The following is a 21,916-nucleotide window of genomic DNA, read 5'->3' as shown; positions in this document are numbered from 1 at the left end:
GTTGATCTTACTGTTTATTACCCGATTTGGCGATTCGAGCGGTGGTGCTCGTTTTTTAATTGCGCTCTATATAGAAGAAATTCAGTTAAAAAAAAATATAAAAGAATTTTATGAAATAGCACAGTTGGTATATCCAGAACAAAAAGATGATCGTGTTTTTAGAATGCTCAAAGAAATTCTTGAAAATGATGATGAACTGCGTAATTTTAAGCCGGCATCTGATAATGAAATAAATATTATGACCTTGCATAAGTCAAAAGGTTTAGAATTTAAATGTGTATTTTTATTGGATTCGTATAGATGGATATTACCACCGGAGGGGGAACATGTGACAGAAGAAGATCTTATTCAAGCTTTAAATCTACATTATGTTGGGATAACAAGAGCAATCGAAGCTTGCTATATCTTATTAGGAGATTTTCGATTTCGAGCAAGACAGGGAGATTTCATAAGAGCTACAGAATCACCATTCTTATCTTTAAATAACACCCCTAACTTAAGATTAGATTTATATTGGTAGAAGAAGCTCGCATAACCTTAAGAGGGAATTCGAGAAGAAATTCTGTAATATAGCGTAACGGGGCCTTGGTCTGCTGGATGAGTTTCGTGGGAGCGTTTCAACATACAAATCCAACTGTGTCTGAAGTTATGAATACTTGAACATTATACGACAGAATCAAATGAAAAGAGAGCCGTTTAGCTCTCAATTAGAATTTATATTTAATTCATTATGTAATTGAAGAGCATCCTTAAAACCTTGCAAGTAGATTTCACGTTCTAGGATTGTTTGAACTGAGAGGTCTGCATCATCGTAAAGAAATAGAGTTTTATGCATATCCTGAGGTAGAAGTTCATGTAATTGTTTGAAGTAAAGATTTCGATCAGATGAGAATTGATTATAGCTGGTGTTATTCTTGAGAAGATCGCTATATAAGGCTTCAATTCGATTACGAATCAGCGAATCAAGTAAGACTTCTAAAGAATTGTGCATAATGATCACCGTCCGTTATGTTTTATTTTACGAACAAAAGTTCAACTTATTGAATATTATTTTATCATAATGAAAACTATAGTCAATACATATCAAAGATATTTTTGATTAGGGGAATATATTTTCATATAATTAAAGAAAAATTCAATTCGGATACGAAGGAGTACCAGATGATAAGTTATAAACCATTTCAAAAATTATTAATTGACAGGGAGATTAAGAAACAAGATTTATTGAAAATGACGGGGATTTCATCGGCAACGATGGCAAAGCTCAACACGAATGAGTATGTATCTTTAGAAGTCATTGATAAATTATGTACAGCATTGGAATGCCAGCCTGGAGATCTTTTGGAACATCTAACAGACCAATGAAAGAATAGAATATAAGAGGGTGTTGGTTAACTCGAAGATGTGATTCCGTCGTATAACAACATATTCAAGCTGCGGCTCCTTCGGAGCCTTGGTCTGCGGGAAGGATTTCGAAGAGGCATTCCAGCAGACAACCCCTTCGGGGTTCGTGAATACAGAAACGTTATGTGAAAGATTGTGCAAATCAATTTTGAGGGAGATACAATGAAGAGTAACTATTGGGAGAATTTTTTGAATCCCCAAACCCTTAAAGGGAATCTAATAAAAACTTCAATGTTTATTACTGCATTTGAGCTATTAAAAGATAGAGTAATTGACCATCCGAAAACACTGTTTTGTGATGATCTTGACTCAGAAGGATGGATAATAAATGAAAACTACCAAATCAAAGTTCTATCAAGGAATAAGAGTCCTCTATATGCTTCGCTAGACTGGTTTGAAGAAATGGAGACAATTTCCGAGGAAGATATAGAGATATTTAACAAACTTAAGGACTATCGAAACAAGCTAACTCACGAAATGGCTGATATAATTTCACAAGGCATAAATGAAGAAGAATATTATAAATTGTTTTCAGACCTGATTAATTTCTTTGAAAAGATTGATAAGTGGTGGATATTAAATTTTGAATTAGCAATTGATCCAGATATAGAGATAGAACATGTCGATGAGAATTCTGTGCAGTCCGGGCCAGTTTTAATGCTGAAGGTTATGTTGGATATAGTCTTCTCAGACGAAGAAGAATCATGGAAATATTACAACGATTTTGTTAAGACATTTGTAAATAGATAGCATAGCTTTGAAGGCACAATCCATCACATAACAATGTGTTCACGCATTGGCGGACAAGCCGCCTCGGTCCCGGAAAATAAGGCGGAGAAGCGATTGCCGGGACACATCCGCACCACCTAACCGCATCGCGGCCGCTTACTCCGTTCGCTTAAGGTGGTGGGACGTCGTGAATACGAGAACGTTAGGTGAAAATGCTTGTAAAAGCTAAAAAATTAATGGAAGGGGAAGCGATGAAGAAGATATTACTTATTTCAATTTGTATTTTCATGGGTATTATTGGTTTGTTTCTCTTTATTGAAAAAGATTCATCGAATACTGCTATTGAAGCAAAAGAAAAGTCTAGGGGATTTCAAATTGATGATATTGTTCTTCAAAAGGATATATTAAATGGCCAATTAGTTTTTTTCTTAAGGAATATTAATGATGGACAACAGGTAGTATCAGCAGAGTATGTAAAGAAAACATTATTAGGTTGGAAGTGGGTATTTGGAGGGGGACACTCGCTACCTAACTATCAAGGAGAAAATCAAAAGATGATTATAGATGAATCATGGTCAACTCAGTATTTGCCAAGCACGAGAAATACTGAGTTTGGTAAGTCCACGTTTCCGATATTATTTGGTGTAATTAAGAATTCAGAAATAAACTCTGTAATAGTAAGGGATTTAAAGAACTCAAAGGAGCTGAAAGCTGAGATTGTAAAGACGAATAGTTCATTAAGATTCTGGTATGTCTTTGTTAAAGAAGACCAAGGGAAAAAATTCACTATTTCTGCAATGTCAAAAGACGAAACTGAAGTTAGTGTAAAGACCATAGATGAAGAACAATACAGTCAGATCGAATCAAGGCCATATAAAACTAAATTAATTAGTATACGTATTCAAAGAGGACAGCATCATCACCTAACACCGTGTTCCCACTGTGGACGGCTGCGCCGACCTTGGTCTGCAAGTGGAATTTCAAGGGGGCGTATTCAGCAGACACACCTGTACCGACTAAGTGCTGTCGCACCCGGCCTACGGCCTTGAGTCGGAAAGGCGTCGGGAACACAACAACGTTAGGCGAAATGCTAGAGGAGATGAAAAAAATTAATTCATGCAATTCTCAATTAATTTATATTGTAGTTTGCTCTTTTAACAAGGCATCATTTATTAAAATCGGACGAACAAGAAACTTATACAATAGAATTAAAAATATTCAAACCGGATGTCCGCATCCAATAAATAATATCTTTGTTGTTTTTTCTGAGTATGGGGAAGAAATATATGGACTTGAGAAAGTACTACATAAATTGATAGATAAATACAAGATGAAAGGCGAATGGTATTTAGGATCAGAAGAGTTTTTTGATTTGTTTAATTCAATTTTACTACGCATCAATTCAGGGAGCTTAGGAGATATTGTTTTTGAAGATGAAGATCGATTTTCCTACGAAGAGGTGGAAATTTTGTTCCATTCTCATGATTATAGATTTTATGAAATTGAATTGCCGATAAAAACGAAAGGAAAATTAGTAAGCAATCAATTATTAAACTCAAAAGATATCTATATGAAGATTCAAAATCATAGGATACAAATGGATGGTGTGGGATAAGCTGAACGCACTTCGCCTAACATCATATTCGCGCTTCGGGCCATTCGGCCCTAGGTCCAGCAGAGGCATTTCGGGGAAGTAAGAGTAGCCGGACACATCCGCACCACCTAACCGCATCGCGGCCGCCCCCTTGCGGCGCTTAAGGTGGTGGGACGTCGTGAATACAATAACGTTAGGCGAAATTCACTAAATAATGAAATTCATAAAAGGAGTGATTTCTTTTGAAGAAAGCATTATGACCGTAGTAGAGGCAGACAAACTCAACAAAGATATAGACCGAATTGGTGAAACTTCTAAACCACCCTGCACTAAAGTACAGGGTGGTTTAGAAATAGAAAACGATCGTATGTTTTCCTTATAGAGTAATTACAAAAGGAGATTGAATATATGATGTTAGTTAAGAAATTCCCTAGAAATGTAAGACTCACAATAGATCCATATGAACAATGTCCATGCGGTTCTCAAAAAAGTTTTAAATTTTGCTGTAAACCAAGATCTATCCAGCATAAACACAATTGGAAGGAGTATCATAAATATCCTGAAAAGCGTAAAGAATATGAATCTATTAAGAGTTGGAATGATACGGCGTTCGAAATATGCCTAGCATTTGATCACGAAGAATGTAAAGGTGATATTAAAAATGCTCATTCAATACAAAAAAATCGAATATTGAATAGAATCAGTCAAGATGGGCACCTTTATCAATTTATCCCGGATCATGTAGAAAGTATAGTTTTAGCTAAGTTTGATCGTATAAGCATCAATAAGGCCAGTACATTTCAAGGATTTTGCGATTTCCATGATAATAAATTGTTTCATCCAATCGAAGCTTCAGATTATTTTAATGAAGCAAGACAAAATTTCTTGTTCTCTTTTAGGCCTCTAGCGCTTGAATATCATAAAAAAGTAAGAGACTTAACTTTTAGAATGAATATTTTTAGTAAACGCCCTGATCTGACGATAAATGAAGCATTCGTTTATGATTATCGAACTGCACAATTAAATGAAAGAGAATATAAGAGAGAATACGAAGCCTTTAAGAAAGATTACATTGAGAAGAGTTTTAATAATATTCGCACCTTTTTTTTAAAGTTAGATTTCGAAGTGAATTTTGCAACAAGTGGAGCTTTTTCGGTACAATTTGATATGAATGGGCAACAAATAAATGAAAATCAAATGCTTAGCGAAATTCAAGAAATCAAGCTTATTTATGTAACAATATATCCCTCAGAAAATAGTACAAATATAATTCTTTCTTATCATTTAAGAAATGACAAAACGTATAACGGACTTTTCGAACAACTAGAGAATGCTCCACAGACAGAAATTTTAAAATATCTAAATAATCTGGTGATTGATGGAACCGAAAATATATATTTTAGTCAGAGCTTTATAGAGAACTTGAAAGAAGTGGAAAAAGATTCTTTGTTAAAAAGCTTTCAGGCAAGTTTAAAACCGTTATTAGCTAAGAAGTTATACGAAGAAAACAATGATTACAGATTTGATCTTTTCGCAATCCAAAGTATCGATAGAGATAACTAGGATAGCTAGATGCCAAACATAAAAGAACCCTAGCTAAGGGGGGCCTTAATTTACGTGTAGGCAAACCCATTTTAGCACTTGAATCGATATCAAGGTCAAAAAATCTTTAAACATGCTCGCTGTTTTGCTATAACAAGTAGCTAGGCATTCTATATTTTCTTGTTATTAAAAAAAGCATTCGACCGGATAATAGTTTTATCTGCGGGCATAAGTCCTGGGTCCGGTATTGGCTGAACACCCAGCCGATGCTGTGTCGTGAATATAGGAAAATTGCATAAAAAAGAATAAAATTATGAAAACAAAAAAGAAAAGAAAACCAAAAATATTCTTGATGAAAGTTTAGATCTAAACAACTACCTTCATGTTTTGATTGATTCAGTAAATAATCAAATAAGAAGATACTCAAAAGACATGCTGGAAAAACGAATTAAAAGAGATTCAATTCATATTGCGAAATCATTTGATAAGCTATGTAGCAATCAATTTTGTGAAATCGATGAGTTGTTTAGTAAGACCAATGTATATATTGGAGAGGTTTTTTTATAGCTTCAAACAGAGGAGATGAGGGAAAAATCACTAGTAGTATGCTATTAATGAAATGCTGCTGGAACAATTCAAGCATCTATTGAATTATTAAGAATAGGATATTTGCTACAGCCAGGAATGCTTTTGAGTCAGTAATTGAAACAATAAGCACAGTAGCATATTTTATGTTAGAACCTTCAGGGCATCAAATATCTTGAAGGGAAAATGGACGTTAATAAGATCATGAAATATGGAAACAAGTAATACCTAATTTAGGCATAATTCAAGGAATACTAAGTATTTATTTTGTACATATCAGTGATTTACATTCAGAATTAAATGGTGTGTCTTCATATGACGAATATTCTGAGTCTTTGAATATTAATATAAGTTTAATAAAATTATGCGTTTGGTCACTTTATATTGTCAGTGAGCTTGGTTTCTTTCAATATTTTGAAGGGCATACTTACTGGACGAAAATTTCTGATAACGAATACAAATTTGAAGAGAATGAAAGAGTAAAGCAATGGAAGACTGAGTTTTTTAGAGAAATAAAACAACTTCGCCTAACATTATATTCACGCTGCGGACATACGTCCTTGGTCCGGCATTCGCCGGACACCCAGCATAGGCTGGGTCGTGAATACAGGAACGTTATATGAAAGATCGAAAAGGCAACCTATCAAGATAGGATGTTCTTCAATTTAAAAAAAGGAGATGATTTATAATGGAATCATTAGTTTTAGAGTTGCAAAGAGAAGCATATCATCAACAAACCTCGGCTTCTAGTTTGCTGCGTAAAGCATACACTTTATCAAGAAAATTAAAAGTACATAAGTTTACAGAGTGGGCTGAGCTTGAATTAAATGGATACAAGGATTCGAAGAATCTTCCAGAGTACAGATCATTAAATGGTGAAATTAAAGCATTCAATCCTTATCGTGGATATATACCAGCATACTTTCATGCAGAAATCGAAAGTTTGATTAAGGTAAAGGAAATATTTTCACCGATCACAGAAGTTGAGTTACTAGTTAAGCAAGGCGAAGAAGGAGAGGGGATGTTAATGTATAAGTTCCCTAGCGAAATTCAGCTGCGCTTAATGGAAATGAATAGAGTTGATTTTGAAGTTTCACTGCATATTCCAGTATCGCAATTCAATAATATTTTAAACAAAGTTAGAAACATAATACTTGATTGGACTCTAGAGTTAGAGGAAGAAGGAGTGTTGGGTGAAGGGATGACATTTAGCGAAAAAGAACAACAAAAAGCAAATGAAAGTTCTGCTCCGATTATCAACTACATTGGAAACATGATTAATTCTCAATTGCAGCAAAATACAGAAAATTCTGTACAAGAATTAAAAGTGGGAGAATTTAAGGTAGAAAGTTTGGTGGATTTTTTAGGTAAGTTAGAGAAATTTCAGGATGAAATATCAGATCCAGAATTGAAAAGAGAGTTGGAATCAGAAATTGAAGTACTTAAGTCACAAGTTAAGTCGCCAAAACCTAAGAAAAGCATTATAAGAGAAGCATTAAAATCAGTACGAAACATCACAGAGGGGATATCAGGGAGTCTTATTGCTACAGGAATATTACACGAAGCAACAGCTATCTTATCTTCGTTAAATAGTTGATTGCTTACTGACTTTTGTATGCAATATTTCAAATGATTTTAAGTTGCGTTAAAAGATATATTCTATGTTTATGAAACAGAATATTTTCGATCCATCATATAACATAATATTCACGCTGCGGACATTCGCCCTGGGTCCGGCATTTGCCGGACACCCTAGCATTTGCTAGGGTCGTGAATACAGGAACGTTATCTGAAACCAGAGTAATAATTTGATAAAACCTTAAAGAATAATAAAACTTAGGAGTACGTTATGTCGGAACCCATTAAAGTAGTTCAATACAATCCAAATTGGAAAGCTGAATTTTTGGAGCTTGGAACAAGGATTAGAGAGTCACTTGGGAATATAGCAATTCGAATAGATCATATTGGGTCAACATCTATACCGGGACTCGATGCTAAACCTATTATTGATATTCAGGTATCTGTTGATTCGTTGGAGCCAATTGATTCATATAAACATCTATTGGAAGGAATCGGATTCCAGTATAGAGCCGATAATCCAGATTTGACAAAACGGTATTTTAGAGAAATTCCTGGGAAGAAGAGAGTGCATTTACATGTTAGAGAATCTGGAAGTTGGTCAGAACAAACTGCATTATTATTTAGAGACTATTTAAGGTGCCATTCATTGGGTTGTTTGAGGTATGCTGAAGAGAAATATAGGCTGATGGAGATTTACAAAAACGAACGAGAGAAATATGTAGAAGAGAAGGAACCAATAATCTGGGATATTTTGAGAAGAGCAAGTGAATGGAGTCAAGAAATTGGATGGAAACCAGGGATGACAGATATCTAAGATCTATTGTTAAGCATGATCGAAGAAGGCACTGGCATCAGAAAACACCGTATTCACGCTGCGGGCGACGGCCCTTGGTCTGCAGAGGTTTTTCGAGGAAGCAGAATCAGCAGACAACCCTGCACTGGCTAAGTCCGTCGGACCCAGCGCATTCGCGCCTTAAGCCAGTGAGGGTTCGTGAATACAAAGACGTTATACGACAGAATCAACAAATAGAAAATACAAAAAAGAACTCTCGTTCTCTTTTGGGGCGTGTTCTAGAATATATTTGAAATCAAATTCTGACAACGGAGTTGAAGTTTCATGGCGGTTAAACATATTCAAACAAATATCGTGCACAGCGGAAGTAAAGGTGGAACTACTGGATGTGGGACGAATACCAATGAAGATTCTGATCATTGGGTAAGTACTAGTGCAAGTGTTACTTGTAATAAAAATGGTTGCAAGAACTAGAAACGGTAAAACATTAACTGCCCTTCGATGAATTTTAGGGCGGTTAATGTTTTTTTATAATTATGGATTTGTTTTGTAAGTTTCAGATCTTCATACGTATATCCTATTTAACAAAAAGACCATGAATCTATTGAAAATTAGTATTTTATAACTTACTAAAAAGTTGTAGAGCATCTTTGAAGCCTTGTATGTAGATACTTCTTTCTAGGATGGATTGGAGAGAAATTTGAGCGTCTTCGTATAGAAAAACAGTATGTTGAAGTTGATCTGGTAAAGCTTCACGAAGCGTTCTGAAATATTGATCTGTTTCTGAAGAAAGTTGACTGTATTCGGTATGATGTTCTGAAAGTTCAGTGTAGAGTAATTCCAGCCGTATTCTTATGAGTGGTTCTGCTAATGAATCTAATGTATTAACCATATGTTAACCCTCCTCGTTAACTCTATGGAGTTATTATATAACCTCCTGAGGTTAATTTCAAGGTGAATATTTGACTTTATAGAGTTAATACTTCGCTTTTCGTTGATGATTGCTGGCATGGGAGATAAGATAGAATTATGGAGGGGAAAAGATGACCATTATCAAGTGTAATATAAGAGAACTTATGGCAGAACATCGAATAGATGATATAACCGAATTGATGACGAAATCAGGATTAAGTCGGAATTCAATCAACAAGTTATACAGGGAAACCAATATAGAAACAACAAAATTGGAAACCTTATTCAAGCTATGCGATACATTTAACTGCAAATTATCTGATCTGATTGAATATGTACCTGGAGAAGATGAATAGTGAAGGTCGATTCATGAAGAGATTCCGTCGTATAACATAATATTCAAGCTGCGGCTCCTAACGGAGCATTGGTCTGCGGGAAGGAGTTCGAGGAGGCATTTCAGCAGACACATCCGACATTCGTCGGACGTCATGAATACGGGAACGTTAGACGACATTACTTGAATGAAAAGCTTAAAGGAATATTGGAATCATTCATTTCAAAGACCAAACATGAAGCCCACCTATGATAATTGGCTTGATAAATATTCAAAAGAATTCAATGATGAAGCTAATATGCGGATTATTGATTTAGGATGTGGTATAGGGAATAACAGCCTTTATTTATCAGAGAGAGGATTTAATCCAATAGCATGTGATATCTCTGAGGAAGCACTAAGAAAACTTAAGGGATCAATTCCTGATTGTAAGACGCATTGCTTTGACATGAGTGAGGGGATACCCTTTGATAAAGGATCCATAGACATATTAATAGCGGATCTCAGTCTGCATTATTTTGATGAAGATACGACCAATAAAATAATAAATAACATACATAGTGCGTTAAATACGAAAGGACTATTGTTGTGCAGATTAAACTCGACAAAAGAAATAGTAAATAAAGGTGAAGTTCAACAAAGCCAGGACAAGTATCTATACAAGAATGAAGGGATTAATAGAAGATTCTTTGATCAGAGTGAGATAGAGCGGTTTTTCAGCAAAGATAAGTGGGAGTACATGTACATAGAAGAATATGAACTTTTAAGGTACCAGAATAAGAAGGTCATGTGGGAAATCGCTCTGAAGCCAGTAACGTCGTCTAACATTATATTCACGCATCGGGCCATTCGGCCCTCGGTCCACGAGAAGCATTTGGCAGTGGAGCTGGTTCAACGGACACATCCGCACCGACTAACCGCATCGCGGCTGGCTGCTGACGCAGCCTTAAGTCGGTGGGACATCGTGAATATGGGAACGTTAGACGAAATGAATCAAGAAGGTGAATAATATGACCGAACGGCAGTATTACTCTACGCGAATCGGGATAAATATAGGTGAAAACTTTCCAATTGAAACTCTTAGAGAATTGATTTTGAGTACATATACTTTTTTTGAGGATAAGGAGTATTTCCAAGAAGCATTTGGTAAAACCTGTGTCGATGCCGGATATATATCTGGGTTCTGTGGTAGTGATTTTAAAGGTTATTTTTTGAGGAAGTTAAGAAAACACAATATATGGCCAATAAAAGATTATTACTTGGAATATTCTGATAATGATATATTTGATGTCATAGAATTACTTTTTGATCTTATTTCAAAACCAATAGAAGGAACATATCACAGTTGGGGAGAGTGTGGTTGGCATTATACAATCTTTGATAAAGCACAAGGTCAAGAGGAATTTAGGACGGAGATAAATGAAATAATTAGAGATTATAAAGAGGGTTTTACACTATCAGAAGATGGTCAAGTCATGCTGTTAGGAGATAAAGGGCTGAATTATCTATTAAATGCACAAATTCCGAATTATGACCCTCAAAATGTAGATAATAGAATCGAAGTTGCGGTTTTAAAATTTAGGAGATATCGCTCTACATTTAATGAAAGAAAGGATGCTGTGAGGGATTTAGTTGATATTTTGGAATTTTTAAGACCAAAAATAAAGGAATATATGTTGACTAAAGATGAATCTGATCTTTTTAACATTGCCAATAATTTTGCCATTAGGCATCATAATGAAAAACAAAAAGACAATTATGATGCACTCTGGTTAAACTGGATTTTTTACATTTATCTCTCAACAATTCATATGATGGTAAGAGTTTTAAAGAAATTCGAAAGTAAAACATGATTCACATCGTCTAACAAAGTATCTACGCTGCGGGCCATTCGGCCCTTGGTTCGTAAGTTGAAAAAGGCATAGAAGTGTAATCAGCTCACAACCTTGCGAGGCTAAGTCCGTCGGACCCGGCGCTGAGCGCCTTAAGCCTCTCGGATTCGTAGATACAGGAACGTTATACGACAGAATAGAAAGTAAAAGAAAAAGGAGAATTGAAGCATGAAAAATATAGCTGTAGTAATAGCAATATCAGATTATGAAAATATCACGCCATTACCAGGTTGTAAAAATGATTATAGGCTTGTATCAGATATATTAAGAGCAACAAATAAGTATACAGAGATTTTAGAAATTTACGACAAAACAGATTCTTCAAATGTGAAAGAAAGTCTAATGAATTTCTTCTCTAGTGTGAGAGAAGAAGAAATCGGAGAGCTTTTCTTTTATTATACTGGGCATGGAACATACGACGGTGAGGACGAGGATCTTAAATTTGCACTTACAGATTATTCAAAAGAAAAACATAATACAACAACCCTTTCCAATAACTTTATCGATCAACAAATTAGAGGAGTTAATCCCAAGTTAACAGTAAAGGTAATTGATGCATGTAACTCTGGTATACCTTATATCAAAGGAGATTTAGAGTTTTCTCAGATTTTTGAACAAGAAAAAGCAATCAGTAATTTGTATTTTATGTTCTCTTCTCATAGCCATCAGTCTTCCTATGTAGATACGATCAGTCATTTTACAAAAAGCTTTGCCGAAGCTATCTTGAACTATAAAGGAAATGAAATCAGTTATACAAGCATTATAGAATATATTAAAGATAAATTTGCTCAATCAAGCAAACAAACTCCTTACTTTGTCACTCAAGGTGCTATGAGTGATATTTTTTGTAATGTCACAGAAATTATTAAAAATATTGATATAAGAAAGTACCAAAAACAAATCGCGGATGTTCAGAAAGAAGAAATTTCATTAACTGAATCAATTAAGATATTATCGAAATCATATCTACCAAAGGATGAGATTGATAAAATTTTGAATCAAGCAAAAGAGTTTCTGTCTGAGATAATTACCATTGATTTTCTTGCAGAGGTCTTTTCTTTGGATGTTATTGAAATTTCGAACTACACAGACATCTTAGATATAAAATCTGTGGCTAAATGGATTGATAAAAATTCTAATAATTATTTCATTGAAATAGAAAAGAATGAGGTAGGTAATAATAATATTTATGGAAACCTTCTTCAAGATTATTTCAATTCAAGAAATGAGCCTATAGGTATTTCTACAAAGCTGAATACTGTGTTTGACTCTCTAAAGATAAAATTGAAACCAATTTACCCAGCGATCCCTCCTTATCAATGCAATGCGGTTTTTTTGATTTCACGTTATAAATTCACAATTTTTTATAAATTTATTACGTATCACGAGACTGGGTGGGAAATATATGATTACGGAGATAGCAGTAAATGGAAGTATTTTGACATGAGATATGATAACAAAGATGAGGGTATACAAAAAATTAAACAAATTAATATAGAATTTTCTGAATATGTTAAAAACGATATATTAGTACGTATGGAAGCGCAAAATTCTAAACGATAAACATATATTAGAGAGATCTAAAGGAGAGAGCAGATTCAGGAGGGATTTCCGTCGCATAACATAATATTCAAGCTACGGCTCCATACGGAGCCGTGGTCTGCTGGATGTATTTCGTAGAAGTATTTCAGCAGACACATCCGACTACGTCGGACGTCGTGAATACAGGAACGTTAGGCGAAATAACCGAAAAATCATTTGAAAAACAAAAGGAGAATAAATAATGGCAAGTAGTCTAGCATTAATTACGAACATTATTCTGGCATTTCTAACTGGGATTTATGTATTTTGACTTATAAACTAGTAAAAGAATCACGCAATGCAAATGAAATTAATAGAAAGGCAACAGAGGAACAAGTCAGAATACTCACTTCCCCATATATTCATTCATCAATAACCATAAATGATGGACGATTAAGCATTACTCTCACAAATGCAAGTCCTGTCCCAGCATACGATGTAGATGTCTGGATTAGTGGGTATTACAGGTTCGAAGAAATTGAAAATATTTTATCAAAGACTACCAGACAAGTGATTGATAGAGAAAATCTGAATGATGAAGCAGCAGTTTATAGTAACGATCGTATCTTATATCCAATATTCCCTAATGGCCAACAAGTAAGTGCCGCGCTTAAATTCCCAATAGTTACAGATAGTGTTAGTGTATTTATACAATATCGGGATTCAAGAGCTGAAAATTACTCTTATGATGTTTGGTTTCTTGATGACTCTGATGGAAATCGAAAGAGCTATCAAATTGGAGCAGTTGATCCTTCTGGAACATTTTTATCGAAGCGGTTTGACCCTTTTGATGATTTAAAGAAGTTTGAGCCAAGCCATTATCCAGAACATATTAATAATTTTGTGAAGAGATATACAAATAGAGTTTATCTTGAAGTTCCACGAATTAATGACTATGTTGTTGAAGATCGTGGTGAATGGAAAATAATAAAGTAATGTAAGTATTTCTTAGAAGTCGTTCACTTCGCATAACAAAGTGTTCCAGCTTAGCGGCTGTCGCCGCTTGGTCTGCCCGGGGAATCTTCAATGAAGAAGATTCAGGTAGACATATTTATTCCCCTAAGATAAGAGCTATCTAAGGGGAATCGACGTCAGGAACATAAGAACGTTAGGCGAAATCATTGTAAAGAAGGAAACCATTATATGAATATTAGAGGAATTATCCTTGAAGGGTTTTCAAACGCTGGTAAAACATCTCTTCTTAAAGCGATAAAACAATATCAAGCGATTGACGAATCAGCCGAGTTGAGTGTCGTAATACTTGGTGAACATTATTCTCAGATTTTGAAAAATGTTCATGGGGAGTTTGTTCGATTATCAAGAGATCAACATCTTGAACTATTAAGAGATAGAGTTGATATGCTAAAGAATTTGAATGATTGGGCGATTTATTTAGGACCATGGAAAAGAAAATCTAGAGGACTCTTTTTTGTATTAGAGAGGTTCCATTTAAATCATCGAGTCGCATTCTCGGATTCAGAAGATACAGAAATAACTAGTAATGAGAACGATTTGAATAAAATAGGAGCTAAATGTATCTTGTAAACTATATCTAATGATACTGTTGAAGAAAAAATAAAGAGTAGAAATCCAAATAACTGGATTAACAAATCAAGAGAAGATATTGATCTGGCGTGCAAAGAATTAATCGAAACCCAAAATATACTCAGAATTCAATCATCCAAATCAATGGTACCAACAATTGAAATAAACACACTGATAATAAAGAATGGGATAAGTATGCAAGATTAATCATGGAAGATAATGACTTCGCCTAACATAACATTCAGGCTTCGGGCCAGCTTCGCTGCCCCTTGGTCCCGGGAGCATATTGCGAGATGTAATTGCCGGGACACATCCATCTTCGATGGACGTCGTGAATGCGGAAACGTTAGCTGAAATTGCTGAAATCTAGTTAAGTTCTTGAGGTGAATCATGGGAGTAAGAAAAAAATACAAACGTAAGATCATACGTTCAAATAGATTATTCTATTGGTATGTTGAACCGGATATTGATGACGAAGGGATAATCAAATTACATATTATTTCTGAGAATAAAAAGCTTTTAGTCACCTATGAAGTTGGTCAGTATAGTATTAAAAACAAAACCCCAAAAATTGTGATTATTGGAGAAGAATTTGAAGGCTGGACAAAAGAATATATTGGGCACAGGAGAGTATTAACACCAAAATGGAATGATGAATTAATTACTCCCAAATTAATAGGTGAAATAATTGATTGGTGCCTACTAAAAGATAAAGAAATAAAAATCGTTAATTGGAAAGGCGAAATAATAGAATAAAAGGATATTTGTAAATATATCGAGGAGTCAGCAACATCTGCTAACATTATATTCACGCGGCGAAGCCTGACGGCTCCTTGGTTTGCCCGAAGGGATAGGCAGAGAAGCGGAATCAGGCGAACACACCTACGAGGCTAACTGCGCAAGCGCAGCCGGTCACTTCGTGACCTTAAGCCTCTCGGCGTCGTGAATACGGGAACGTTAGCAGAAATCAGGGGAATGCTTAAATAAATTATAAAGATTAGATAAACTATTTAAGGATGGGGATTCCAATGAGTAGCTTGTTACTAACCTCTTGTGGTTTTTATACTGAAGATATTAAAAATCAATTTCTGGATTTTATTGATAGAGATATTTCTCAATTAAAGGTCTCTATTATTACAACAGCATCCCTTATGAAAGAAAATAATAGATATGCACAAAGGGCAATGCAAGATTTCAAGGACATGGGGTTTCAGCATATTAATTTTGTAGATATAGAATTTGATGACCCGCAAATTCTCATACATAGAGATGTTATATATATCAATGGTGGAAATCCATTTACATTATTGTATTACGCTAAAAAAAGTGGTGCTGATGAAATTATTAAAACACTGGCCGCACAGAATGTAATTATAGTTGGAGTAAGTGCTGGAGCGTTAGTTCTGGGGCCGAATATTAACATTGTCGATTTCTTTACTCCACAGATGAACACAATGGATTTAACGGATTTTAAGGCATTAGGTGTAACCGACAAGCTTATTTTTCCTCACTATGATAGAGAGGACATATTTAAAGATCGTACTAATAAAACAATTGAAGAGAGAATAGTAGAATTTGAATCCAATGAGAACTGTAAGGTGACAAGGCTTAAAGAGGAAGAATATATCTCAATCTTAATGAACCAAGCACATTGAAAGTCGTAAATTCATTGAAAGTAGCTCAAAGAAGCCCTGACATCTGCTAACAACATATTCACGCTGCGTGGCTACGCCCCTTGGTCTGCCAGAGGAATTTCGAGGAAGTAATATCCCGCAGACAACAACTGCGAGGCTAAGTCTTCGACCCAGTCGCTGACGCTCCTTTAAGCCTCTCGGGTTCGTGAATACAACAACGTTAGCCGAAAGAAGTTCTTAGTTTAGGAGGAGTCTATATGATATTAAAAAAAGTTATAAATAGAATTGTAATACAAAGGGAATATAAGGATTTTGTTGATAAGTATATAGATAATATACTTACCGAATTTAAAGGTAAGATTCATAGCATTTATATGTGTGGCTCGATTCCAAAAGGAACTGCTAAACCTTTTAAGTCAGATGCAGACTTTACTATTGTATGTGAAAATCCCAAAGATATTGATTACGAAAGATTGTCAAATATTAAAGACAGGCTTTTGGAAGAATATCCAGTAGTAACTAAGATTGATACGATAATTTGCTCGATTGACGATGTATTAAGTAAACCAAATGAGTGGGGTTTTTGGGTTAAGATAATTTGTATTTGTATATATGGTCATGACGTTGGTGAAAAAGTACCACCGATAATTATTTCTCCAGAGTTCATTATAGACTTAAATACAGAGACCAAAGAGGAAGTAGATCGCATACATAGTTTACTTTCTAATGTTAGTGATAGCGCAATGAAAACTAGATATATTAAAGGTTACTCTAAGAGATTAATTCGTGCATTATACTCTTTGGTTTTAGAAGATACAGGTGTATGGCAAGATGACATTATTAAGATGAAGAATTCCATATTAAACTATTGTGAGATTGACTCCGCTTTAGTTGATTATCTGTATGCTTGCTACTTGGATAGTAATGTACTTGTTGAAGAGTTTCTGGAAATTGCAGATGAAGTATATAGCTATTTTGAGAACGCCTTAAATGCAATGGCTGCTTCCAGAACTTCCTTCGGCTAACACCATATTGACACTCCGGGTCACTCTGAGAAGCGAGTGACCACATCCAGTCCCCTAAGCTTGTCGGGACGTCACTGCATTAGGTGTTCGGCAAGCCTCACAACTATAAGCAGCGACTCTAAGGGGCCAGGACGTCGTCAATACAAAACGTTATCCGAAACCTCCGATTAGCAAAGGAATAACCTTAATTAAAGGAGGCTTACATGAAGCTAATACAAGCATTAAGTATAGTAGTTATAATTATCCTTTCAGGTTGCAATGCAGATAATAATAATACTTACCATTCGTCAATTCCATTGTCTTTCTTTTCTGACGTTGAGGGGAAGTATTACATCACGGCAATTGGTACCACTGATGAACAAAATCTTGAATTTCAAGAAGTGTTTGACCAAAACATAAGGATTCTTAGTGGTTATTATCAAACCGGAAGTCCAGATGATAAGGAACTACAAATGTTAAACATTGATGATGTACCAAAGTACATTGTTTTTGATACAGAAAAAGAATTATATCGAACAGACAATTTAAATGAACTTAATCAATTTCTTTCGAATCAAAGAACAAAGTAATAATCAAATTCAAAAGAACGAAAAGGATACTAGAGAATTAAAATTGAAAATGAATAAAGACGATAAAGGACGAATTGTGTAAGTATATCAAAGAAGTCGGAGGCATCGGATAACAAAGTATTCACGCATCGGGCCATTCGGCCCTCGGCCCGGCAGAAGTTAGAAGTGGAATCGGCGAGGCATTTCAGCTGCAGGGAAGTGAATTCAGCCGGACACATCCGCACCGACTAACCGCATCGCGGCCGGCTCCTGGCGGAGCCTTAAGTCGGTGGGACGTCGCGAATACATTAACGTTAGGCCGAAAGATCACTACAAGAGTAAAAACAAAAAAGTACAGGGGATCAAATGAAAAAAGAAATTATAAAATACCTTAATGATAATTTCCCGAATTTGGGTAGTGACATACATATAAGATTTGAACTTGGGGAACCATTTCGAAATGGTTCAAATCGAAGAATTAAACAAGTGAATAAAAGAGTTGTAACTATATTTGAAGAGTTTTTTGACCAAAATGATTCTATTTTTGTGTATATCAAAGATTGGGGAATTATAGAAGATCCTATGTTTGGGAATACAACACCTGAATATCTCTACGAGTTACTAAATGGAAAGACAATAGAAGGGGAAACATTATTTGATTTAGAGGAAGACGAAGATGAAGAAGGAAATACAATTGAAATAAAGCAAGAATATCAAGTCAAGATCTTAAATGGGCTTGTTTCTTCATTTCCATATAGGAAAATTCTTGAAGGGATTAGTCATTACGAGCAAGGAAGAGAGCCCTCGATAGGTCAAAGTGTCTTTTTTATTAATAAGGACAAGGACATTGTATTTAACATGTATGATGATAGAGGTTGTATTATTTATTCAAAAACTAAAGAACAATTAAGACACCTATATGTGAAATATAATGATTGGATAGTGAATTATTGGAGAGATTATTTTGATAGATTGTTCAAGGATGAGTGATCCATCGTTTAACAAAATATTCCTGCTGCGTCGCTAACTCTCCTTGGGCCAAGAGGGATGACAGAGATCCGGATTCAGGCGACACATTCAACCGGCTAAGTCTGACGACCCGGTCCTACGGTCCTTAAGCCGCTTGAACGTCAGGAATGCCAAACGTTATACGACATACACCATAAGTTAAATTCAAAAAACGATTAAGGGGAGTGATTTAAATGCATAGCTTATACATTAACAATTTGCATAAAAAACTGTCTAACCTCAATAACAATTTATGTTTTCATTTATTTGTAATCGAACAATTTAATATTGATTCATATGAACGTATGCAAGCAAAACCTGAAAACTACTTGAAGGAAATTTATGAATCAAACAAGTTTGCTGACGCATTAAATATTATTTCCAAGAACTTTGCTCAAGAGAATGAGTCTTATACAAATGAACTATATAAAAATTTCTACATAACACTCTACTCTCATTTCGATTACTATATTGAAGAGTTGTTTGATTTCTTATCTATAGTTATCGGCAGTCAATCAGAAATAAAAACTTCTGGAAATAAGACTGAACAGAAAAGTCGTGTACATAAAATGATTGAACAAATCATTGGAGAAGAACAAAGCGATTTGAAGGAACACATTGAGACAGAATTGTTACAGACTTATGATTACATTAGACTTCGTCGAAATAAGGTTATTCATAATATGGAAAACACCACAAAGGAATTAAAAACTATAGCGAGATATCATGGGAAGAGTTTAAATGAGTATTGGATAAAAATATTGAACAGAAAAAAACAATCGGATGAAGATATGGTACAGGATAATGAAGATATTAAGGTAACTCAACTAAACGCCAATAGAAGACATAAATTTGAATTAAGTTACCAATTTTCTGCAGATGAAGCAAGTCTAGACCAATTTTCATTAAATGAGATTCTTTCTTTTTTAAATATTTTAAGAAAATTTAGTGAGATTTTTGATGAGAAATTTATGGAACTTATATATAAATTCCATAAAGATAAAATGATTTTATTTTCTCTTGATTTATTTGTAAGGGGACAAAAAAATACTGATTATTACCCAATAAAAACATTCGAAAGAAAATTTAAATCGTTTACATATATTAACTTTGGAATTATAATTCATAGAGAAGAAACTTCTGAATTCTATGATAACTATATCTCGAAATTGAGGGCGTAGCTCAGTGGTAGAGCACCCTCCTTGGAAAAGACCTAATTTAATTTAGATCTTTTCCAAGAGGGGTTATCAGCGCGGGTTCGAATCCTGTCGCCCTCCTATCCTATTTCCGTAATTTAGTCCAGCGCAAGATTATGCTGGACTTTATTTGTTGAGTGAGATTTCCTCAATATGGTGAATGTTTCTCAACGGAGTGGTGTACATCGTATAACACCGTATTCACGCTTCAGGCTATTCTGCCCTTGGTCCGGTCGGAGTTTTAGAAGTCGATTCGGAGAGGCATTTCAGTAGTCGGGGAAGCGGAATTAGCCGGACACATCCGCACCGACTAACTGCGCAGGCGCAGCCGGCGACTTCGTAGCCTTAAGTCGGTGGGACGTCGTGAAATACAATAACGTTATGCGAAAACCTCGAAAATTCAAATAAATGATGAATTACAGGGACGTCGGTGTTACTATTATACTAAAATACATATATATTAATAGGTAGGTGGACTCATGAAGATTGAATGGGCTTTCTATCAGAATGGTTCAGATACTGAGGAAGTATTTTACGAGAAACTTGACAAGGATTTATACGAATCGAAGTATCAGGGTCATCTTTATTGCATTAGTGATGAGTGTAGTGCGATGATCAAATTTACACACCGTAAAGATGATAAGAAGTTTTATAGTACATGGAATGGTCATGGAGATTTACATGATATCGATTGTCCATATTATCTGCAACATAAAGGTGAGGTTGAAAGAAAAAGAATTCTAGAAGAAATTGAATTGGCTTCAGTAACTGATGAACATATCATAAATACAATAGTAAACAAGAGTAAAAAATTAAAAATAAAAGATAAAGTGAAAATCCAACTTAGAAAGCTGACGACGAAGAAAGTCTTGACAGGGCATCAATCCAGTTCAACAACACTGGTTGATAATGGTGAAGTTGACGAAAACGGTAGTTCAAGAATTAGAATATTTAGCCTTGATTCGAAGCATTTAACTCCTGATTATGTAGGATATAGAAAGTGTGTTTTCGGAAAGATAAAACATGTTTACTTTCATGAAGATGATGGATATGCATATATTAATTTAGAAAATGAACAATATCCAATTAGTATTTACTTGCCTCAAGCTTTTTACGCTGATCCAACGAAAACAACGAGAGAGGCTTTAGTCTCATTCCTGGCTACAATAAGTCATGAACTGAGATCAAAAAAAGAACTGGTAATAATATGTGTTGGGATGATTCGTTATAAAGGAAATAATAAAGGGATCAATGTTCATATTATTAGTCCATCTCATTTATTGATTAATGACAAGAAATACTACGAGATCATAACTGAAAACACGATCATAGATAATCCGTACACATATTGATATAAGTTTATAAGTTGAATGCGGCGACTATGTCGCATTTATTTATTTTGTTGGTTATTTCAATGAAGTCGAGGTCTTCGCATAACAAAGTGTTCACGCATCGGGCATCCGCCCTCGGTCCCAGACGTGGACTCGAAGAATTACGAGCTGAGGACACATCCATTCCCCTAAGATAAGAGCTATCTAAGAGGAATGGACGTCGTGAACACAATAACGTTATACGACAGAATCTTTACATGGTTTGGAGGTGTTTCGATGGCGTTAATTTCAAAGAATACTAGAAACAGTGATAGTACAGTACATTATCTTGATTCTTTTTATGATTCTGATAAGTCCTTAACTCCTCTTTTAATATGTCCTGGTCTCTCAGAAGTTGCTGAGGAATATAAAGATTTTATTGAGTATATGTTACCTAGAAGGTGTGTTGCGCTCTCCTTCCGAGGAAGAGGAATGAGTGATACACCTAAAAATGGTTATGATTTGCAACATCATATATTGGATATAGTGTCTGTTATTAAAGAAACTAGTCTATATAAACTGAACTTTTGATTTACAGACGGATGCAAAGGCGGTCAATAGTCTCCATCCGGTGGATATTGACTCGTCTCATAAACGCAGCGATGTTAACTCGAATATGATAAAACTTCTTGTAAATAAAATT

The 21,916-nt window shown here is 35.0% G+C and carries 25 protein-coding genes and 1 tRNA gene; 24 read left to right on the top strand and 2 right to left on the bottom strand.

Features of this window, described 5'->3' with window-relative positions; all coding sequences use genetic code 11:
* A partial coding sequence (locus tag J7E85_RS23280) for a 3'-5' exonuclease (protein WP_215161989.1) occupies positions 1-520 on the top strand: 520 nt, incomplete at its 5' end.
* Positions 521-703: 183 nt separating this feature from the next.
* Here J7E85_RS23280 and J7E85_RS34215 read toward each other — a convergent pair.
* Positions 704-991 carry a hypothetical protein gene (locus tag J7E85_RS34215; protein ID WP_251035981.1) on the bottom strand — a complete coding sequence of 96 codons (288 nt, stop codon included), beginning with the start codon at positions 989-991 and terminating at the stop codon, positions 704-706.
* 170 nt (positions 992-1,161) lie between these two features.
* On the opposite strand from J7E85_RS34215, the gene J7E85_RS23275 reads away from it, so the two are divergent.
* The 8 genes from J7E85_RS23275 (at position 1,162) to J7E85_RS23240 (ending at position 8,249) form a co-directional block, all read left to right on the top strand.
* A complete protein-coding gene (locus J7E85_RS23275; RefSeq protein ID WP_024629424.1) occupies positions 1,162-1,365 on the top strand; it encodes a helix-turn-helix domain-containing protein in 204 nt (67 codons plus the stop codon).
* Positions 1,366-1,566: 201 nt separating this feature from the next.
* Positions 1,567-2,154: a HEPN domain-containing protein gene (locus tag J7E85_RS23270; RefSeq protein ID WP_215161987.1), complete on the top strand. Its 588-nt coding sequence runs from the start codon at positions 1,567-1,569 to the stop codon at positions 2,152-2,154.
* A gap of 185 nt (positions 2,155-2,339) precedes the next feature.
* Positions 2,340-3,182: a hypothetical protein gene (locus J7E85_RS23265; protein ID WP_215161986.1), complete on the top strand. Its 843-nt coding sequence runs from the start codon at positions 2,340-2,342 to the stop codon at positions 3,180-3,182.
* Entirely contained in the window at positions 3,179-3,748 is a 570-nt protein-coding gene (locus J7E85_RS23260; RefSeq protein ID WP_215161984.1) for a GIY-YIG nuclease family protein, read from the top strand. Before J7E85_RS23265 ends, J7E85_RS23260 begins: the two co-directional genes overlap by 4 nt.
* A 193-nt stretch (positions 3,749-3,941) precedes the next feature.
* Positions 3,942-4,109, top strand: a complete 168-nt coding sequence (locus J7E85_RS23255) for a hypothetical protein (RefSeq protein WP_215161982.1) — start codon at positions 3,942-3,944, stop codon at positions 4,107-4,109.
* Between the two features lie 26 nt (positions 4,110-4,135).
* The gene (locus tag J7E85_RS23250; RefSeq protein ID WP_215161980.1) at positions 4,136-5,290 is read left to right on the top strand and encodes a hypothetical protein; all 1,155 of its coding nucleotides are present in this window, start codon (positions 4,136-4,138) and stop codon (positions 5,288-5,290) included.
* 1,252 nt (positions 5,291-6,542) lie between these two features.
* Complete coding sequence (locus J7E85_RS23245; RefSeq protein ID WP_215161978.1) at positions 6,543-7,451, top strand: AbiTii domain-containing protein; 909 nt, start codon at positions 6,543-6,545, stop codon at positions 7,449-7,451.
* Positions 7,452-7,703: 252 nt separating this feature from the next.
* A complete protein-coding gene (locus tag J7E85_RS23240; protein ID WP_215161976.1) occupies positions 7,704-8,249 on the top strand; it encodes a GrpB family protein in 546 nt (181 codons plus the stop codon).
* 598 nt (positions 8,250-8,847) lie between these two features.
* Here the strand turns inward: J7E85_RS23240 and J7E85_RS23235 are convergent.
* A complete protein-coding gene (locus tag J7E85_RS23235) occupies positions 8,848-9,120 on the bottom strand; it encodes a DUF6809 family protein (RefSeq protein WP_215161975.1) in 273 nt (90 codons plus the stop codon).
* Between the two features lie 151 nt (positions 9,121-9,271).
* Between J7E85_RS23235 and J7E85_RS23230 the strand changes: the two genes are divergently transcribed.
* The 15 genes from J7E85_RS23230 (at position 9,272) to J7E85_RS23160 (ending at position 21,804) form a co-directional block, all read left to right on the top strand.
* The gene (locus J7E85_RS23230) at positions 9,272-9,496 is read left to right on the top strand and encodes a helix-turn-helix domain-containing protein (RefSeq protein ID WP_215161973.1); all 225 of its coding nucleotides are present in this window, start codon (positions 9,272-9,274) and stop codon (positions 9,494-9,496) included.
* A 165-nt stretch (positions 9,497-9,661) separates the two neighbouring features.
* Positions 9,662-10,483 (top strand): class I SAM-dependent methyltransferase, encoded by an 822-nt coding sequence (locus J7E85_RS23225; protein ID WP_215161971.1) that lies wholly within the window; start codon positions 9,662-9,664, stop codon positions 10,481-10,483.
* Between the two features lies 1 nt (position 10,484).
* The gene (locus tag J7E85_RS23220) at positions 10,485-11,327 is read left to right on the top strand and encodes a hypothetical protein (protein ID WP_215161969.1); all 843 of its coding nucleotides are present in this window, start codon (positions 10,485-10,487) and stop codon (positions 11,325-11,327) included.
* Positions 11,328-11,534: 207 nt separating this feature from the next.
* Entirely contained in the window at positions 11,535-12,929 is a 1,395-nt protein-coding gene (locus J7E85_RS23215; protein WP_215161967.1) for a caspase family protein, read from the top strand.
* A gap of 285 nt (positions 12,930-13,214) precedes the next feature.
* On the top strand, positions 13,215-13,883 hold the full coding sequence (locus J7E85_RS23210) for a hypothetical protein (protein WP_215161965.1): 669 nt from the start codon (positions 13,215-13,217) through the stop codon (positions 13,881-13,883).
* Between the two features lie 207 nt (positions 13,884-14,090).
* Complete coding sequence (locus J7E85_RS34210) at positions 14,091-14,492, top strand: hypothetical protein (RefSeq protein WP_251035980.1); 402 nt, start codon at positions 14,091-14,093, stop codon at positions 14,490-14,492.
* A 390-nt stretch (positions 14,493-14,882) separates the two neighbouring features.
* Entirely contained in the window at positions 14,883-15,248 is a 366-nt protein-coding gene (locus J7E85_RS23200) for a hypothetical protein (protein ID WP_215161963.1), read from the top strand.
* A 272-nt stretch (positions 15,249-15,520) separates the two neighbouring features.
* Positions 15,521-16,147: a Type 1 glutamine amidotransferase-like domain-containing protein gene (locus J7E85_RS23195; RefSeq protein WP_215161961.1), complete on the top strand. Its 627-nt coding sequence runs from the start codon at positions 15,521-15,523 to the stop codon at positions 16,145-16,147.
* Between the two features lie 236 nt (positions 16,148-16,383).
* Positions 16,384-17,151, top strand: coding sequence for a nucleotidyltransferase domain-containing protein (locus tag J7E85_RS23190; RefSeq protein WP_215161959.1), 768 nt, complete (start codon positions 16,384-16,386; stop codon positions 17,149-17,151).
* Between the two features lie 203 nt (positions 17,152-17,354).
* Positions 17,355-17,720: a hypothetical protein gene (locus J7E85_RS23185; RefSeq protein ID WP_215161957.1), complete on the top strand. Its 366-nt coding sequence runs from the start codon at positions 17,355-17,357 to the stop codon at positions 17,718-17,720.
* Between the two features lie 345 nt (positions 17,721-18,065).
* Entirely contained in the window at positions 18,066-18,689 is a 624-nt protein-coding gene (locus tag J7E85_RS23180; protein ID WP_215161956.1) for a DUF3885 domain-containing protein, read from the top strand.
* Between the two features lie 212 nt (positions 18,690-18,901).
* Complete coding sequence (locus tag J7E85_RS23175) at positions 18,902-19,888, top strand: hypothetical protein (RefSeq protein ID WP_215161954.1); 987 nt, start codon at positions 18,902-18,904, stop codon at positions 19,886-19,888.
* Positions 19,879-19,984 (top strand) — tRNA-OTHER (locus J7E85_RS23170). The genes J7E85_RS23175 and J7E85_RS23170 overlap by 10 nt, the downstream gene beginning before the upstream one ends.
* Before the next feature lie 398 nt (positions 19,985-20,382).
* The gene (locus tag J7E85_RS23165) at positions 20,383-21,255 is read left to right on the top strand and encodes a hypothetical protein (protein ID WP_215161946.1); all 873 of its coding nucleotides are present in this window, start codon (positions 20,383-20,385) and stop codon (positions 21,253-21,255) included.
* 255 nt (positions 21,256-21,510) lie between these two features.
* Positions 21,511-21,804, top strand: coding sequence for an alpha/beta fold hydrolase (locus tag J7E85_RS23160; protein ID WP_215161944.1), 294 nt, complete (start codon positions 21,511-21,513; stop codon positions 21,802-21,804).
* Positions 21,805-21,916 lie beyond the last annotated feature (112 nt).

This window comes from Paenibacillus sp. ISL-20, from assembly GCF_018613005.1.
Taxonomy (GTDB): Bacteria; Bacillota; Bacilli; order Paenibacillales; family Paenibacillaceae; genus Paenibacillus_AQ.
This window is presented reverse-complemented; position numbering and strand designations above follow the sequence as displayed.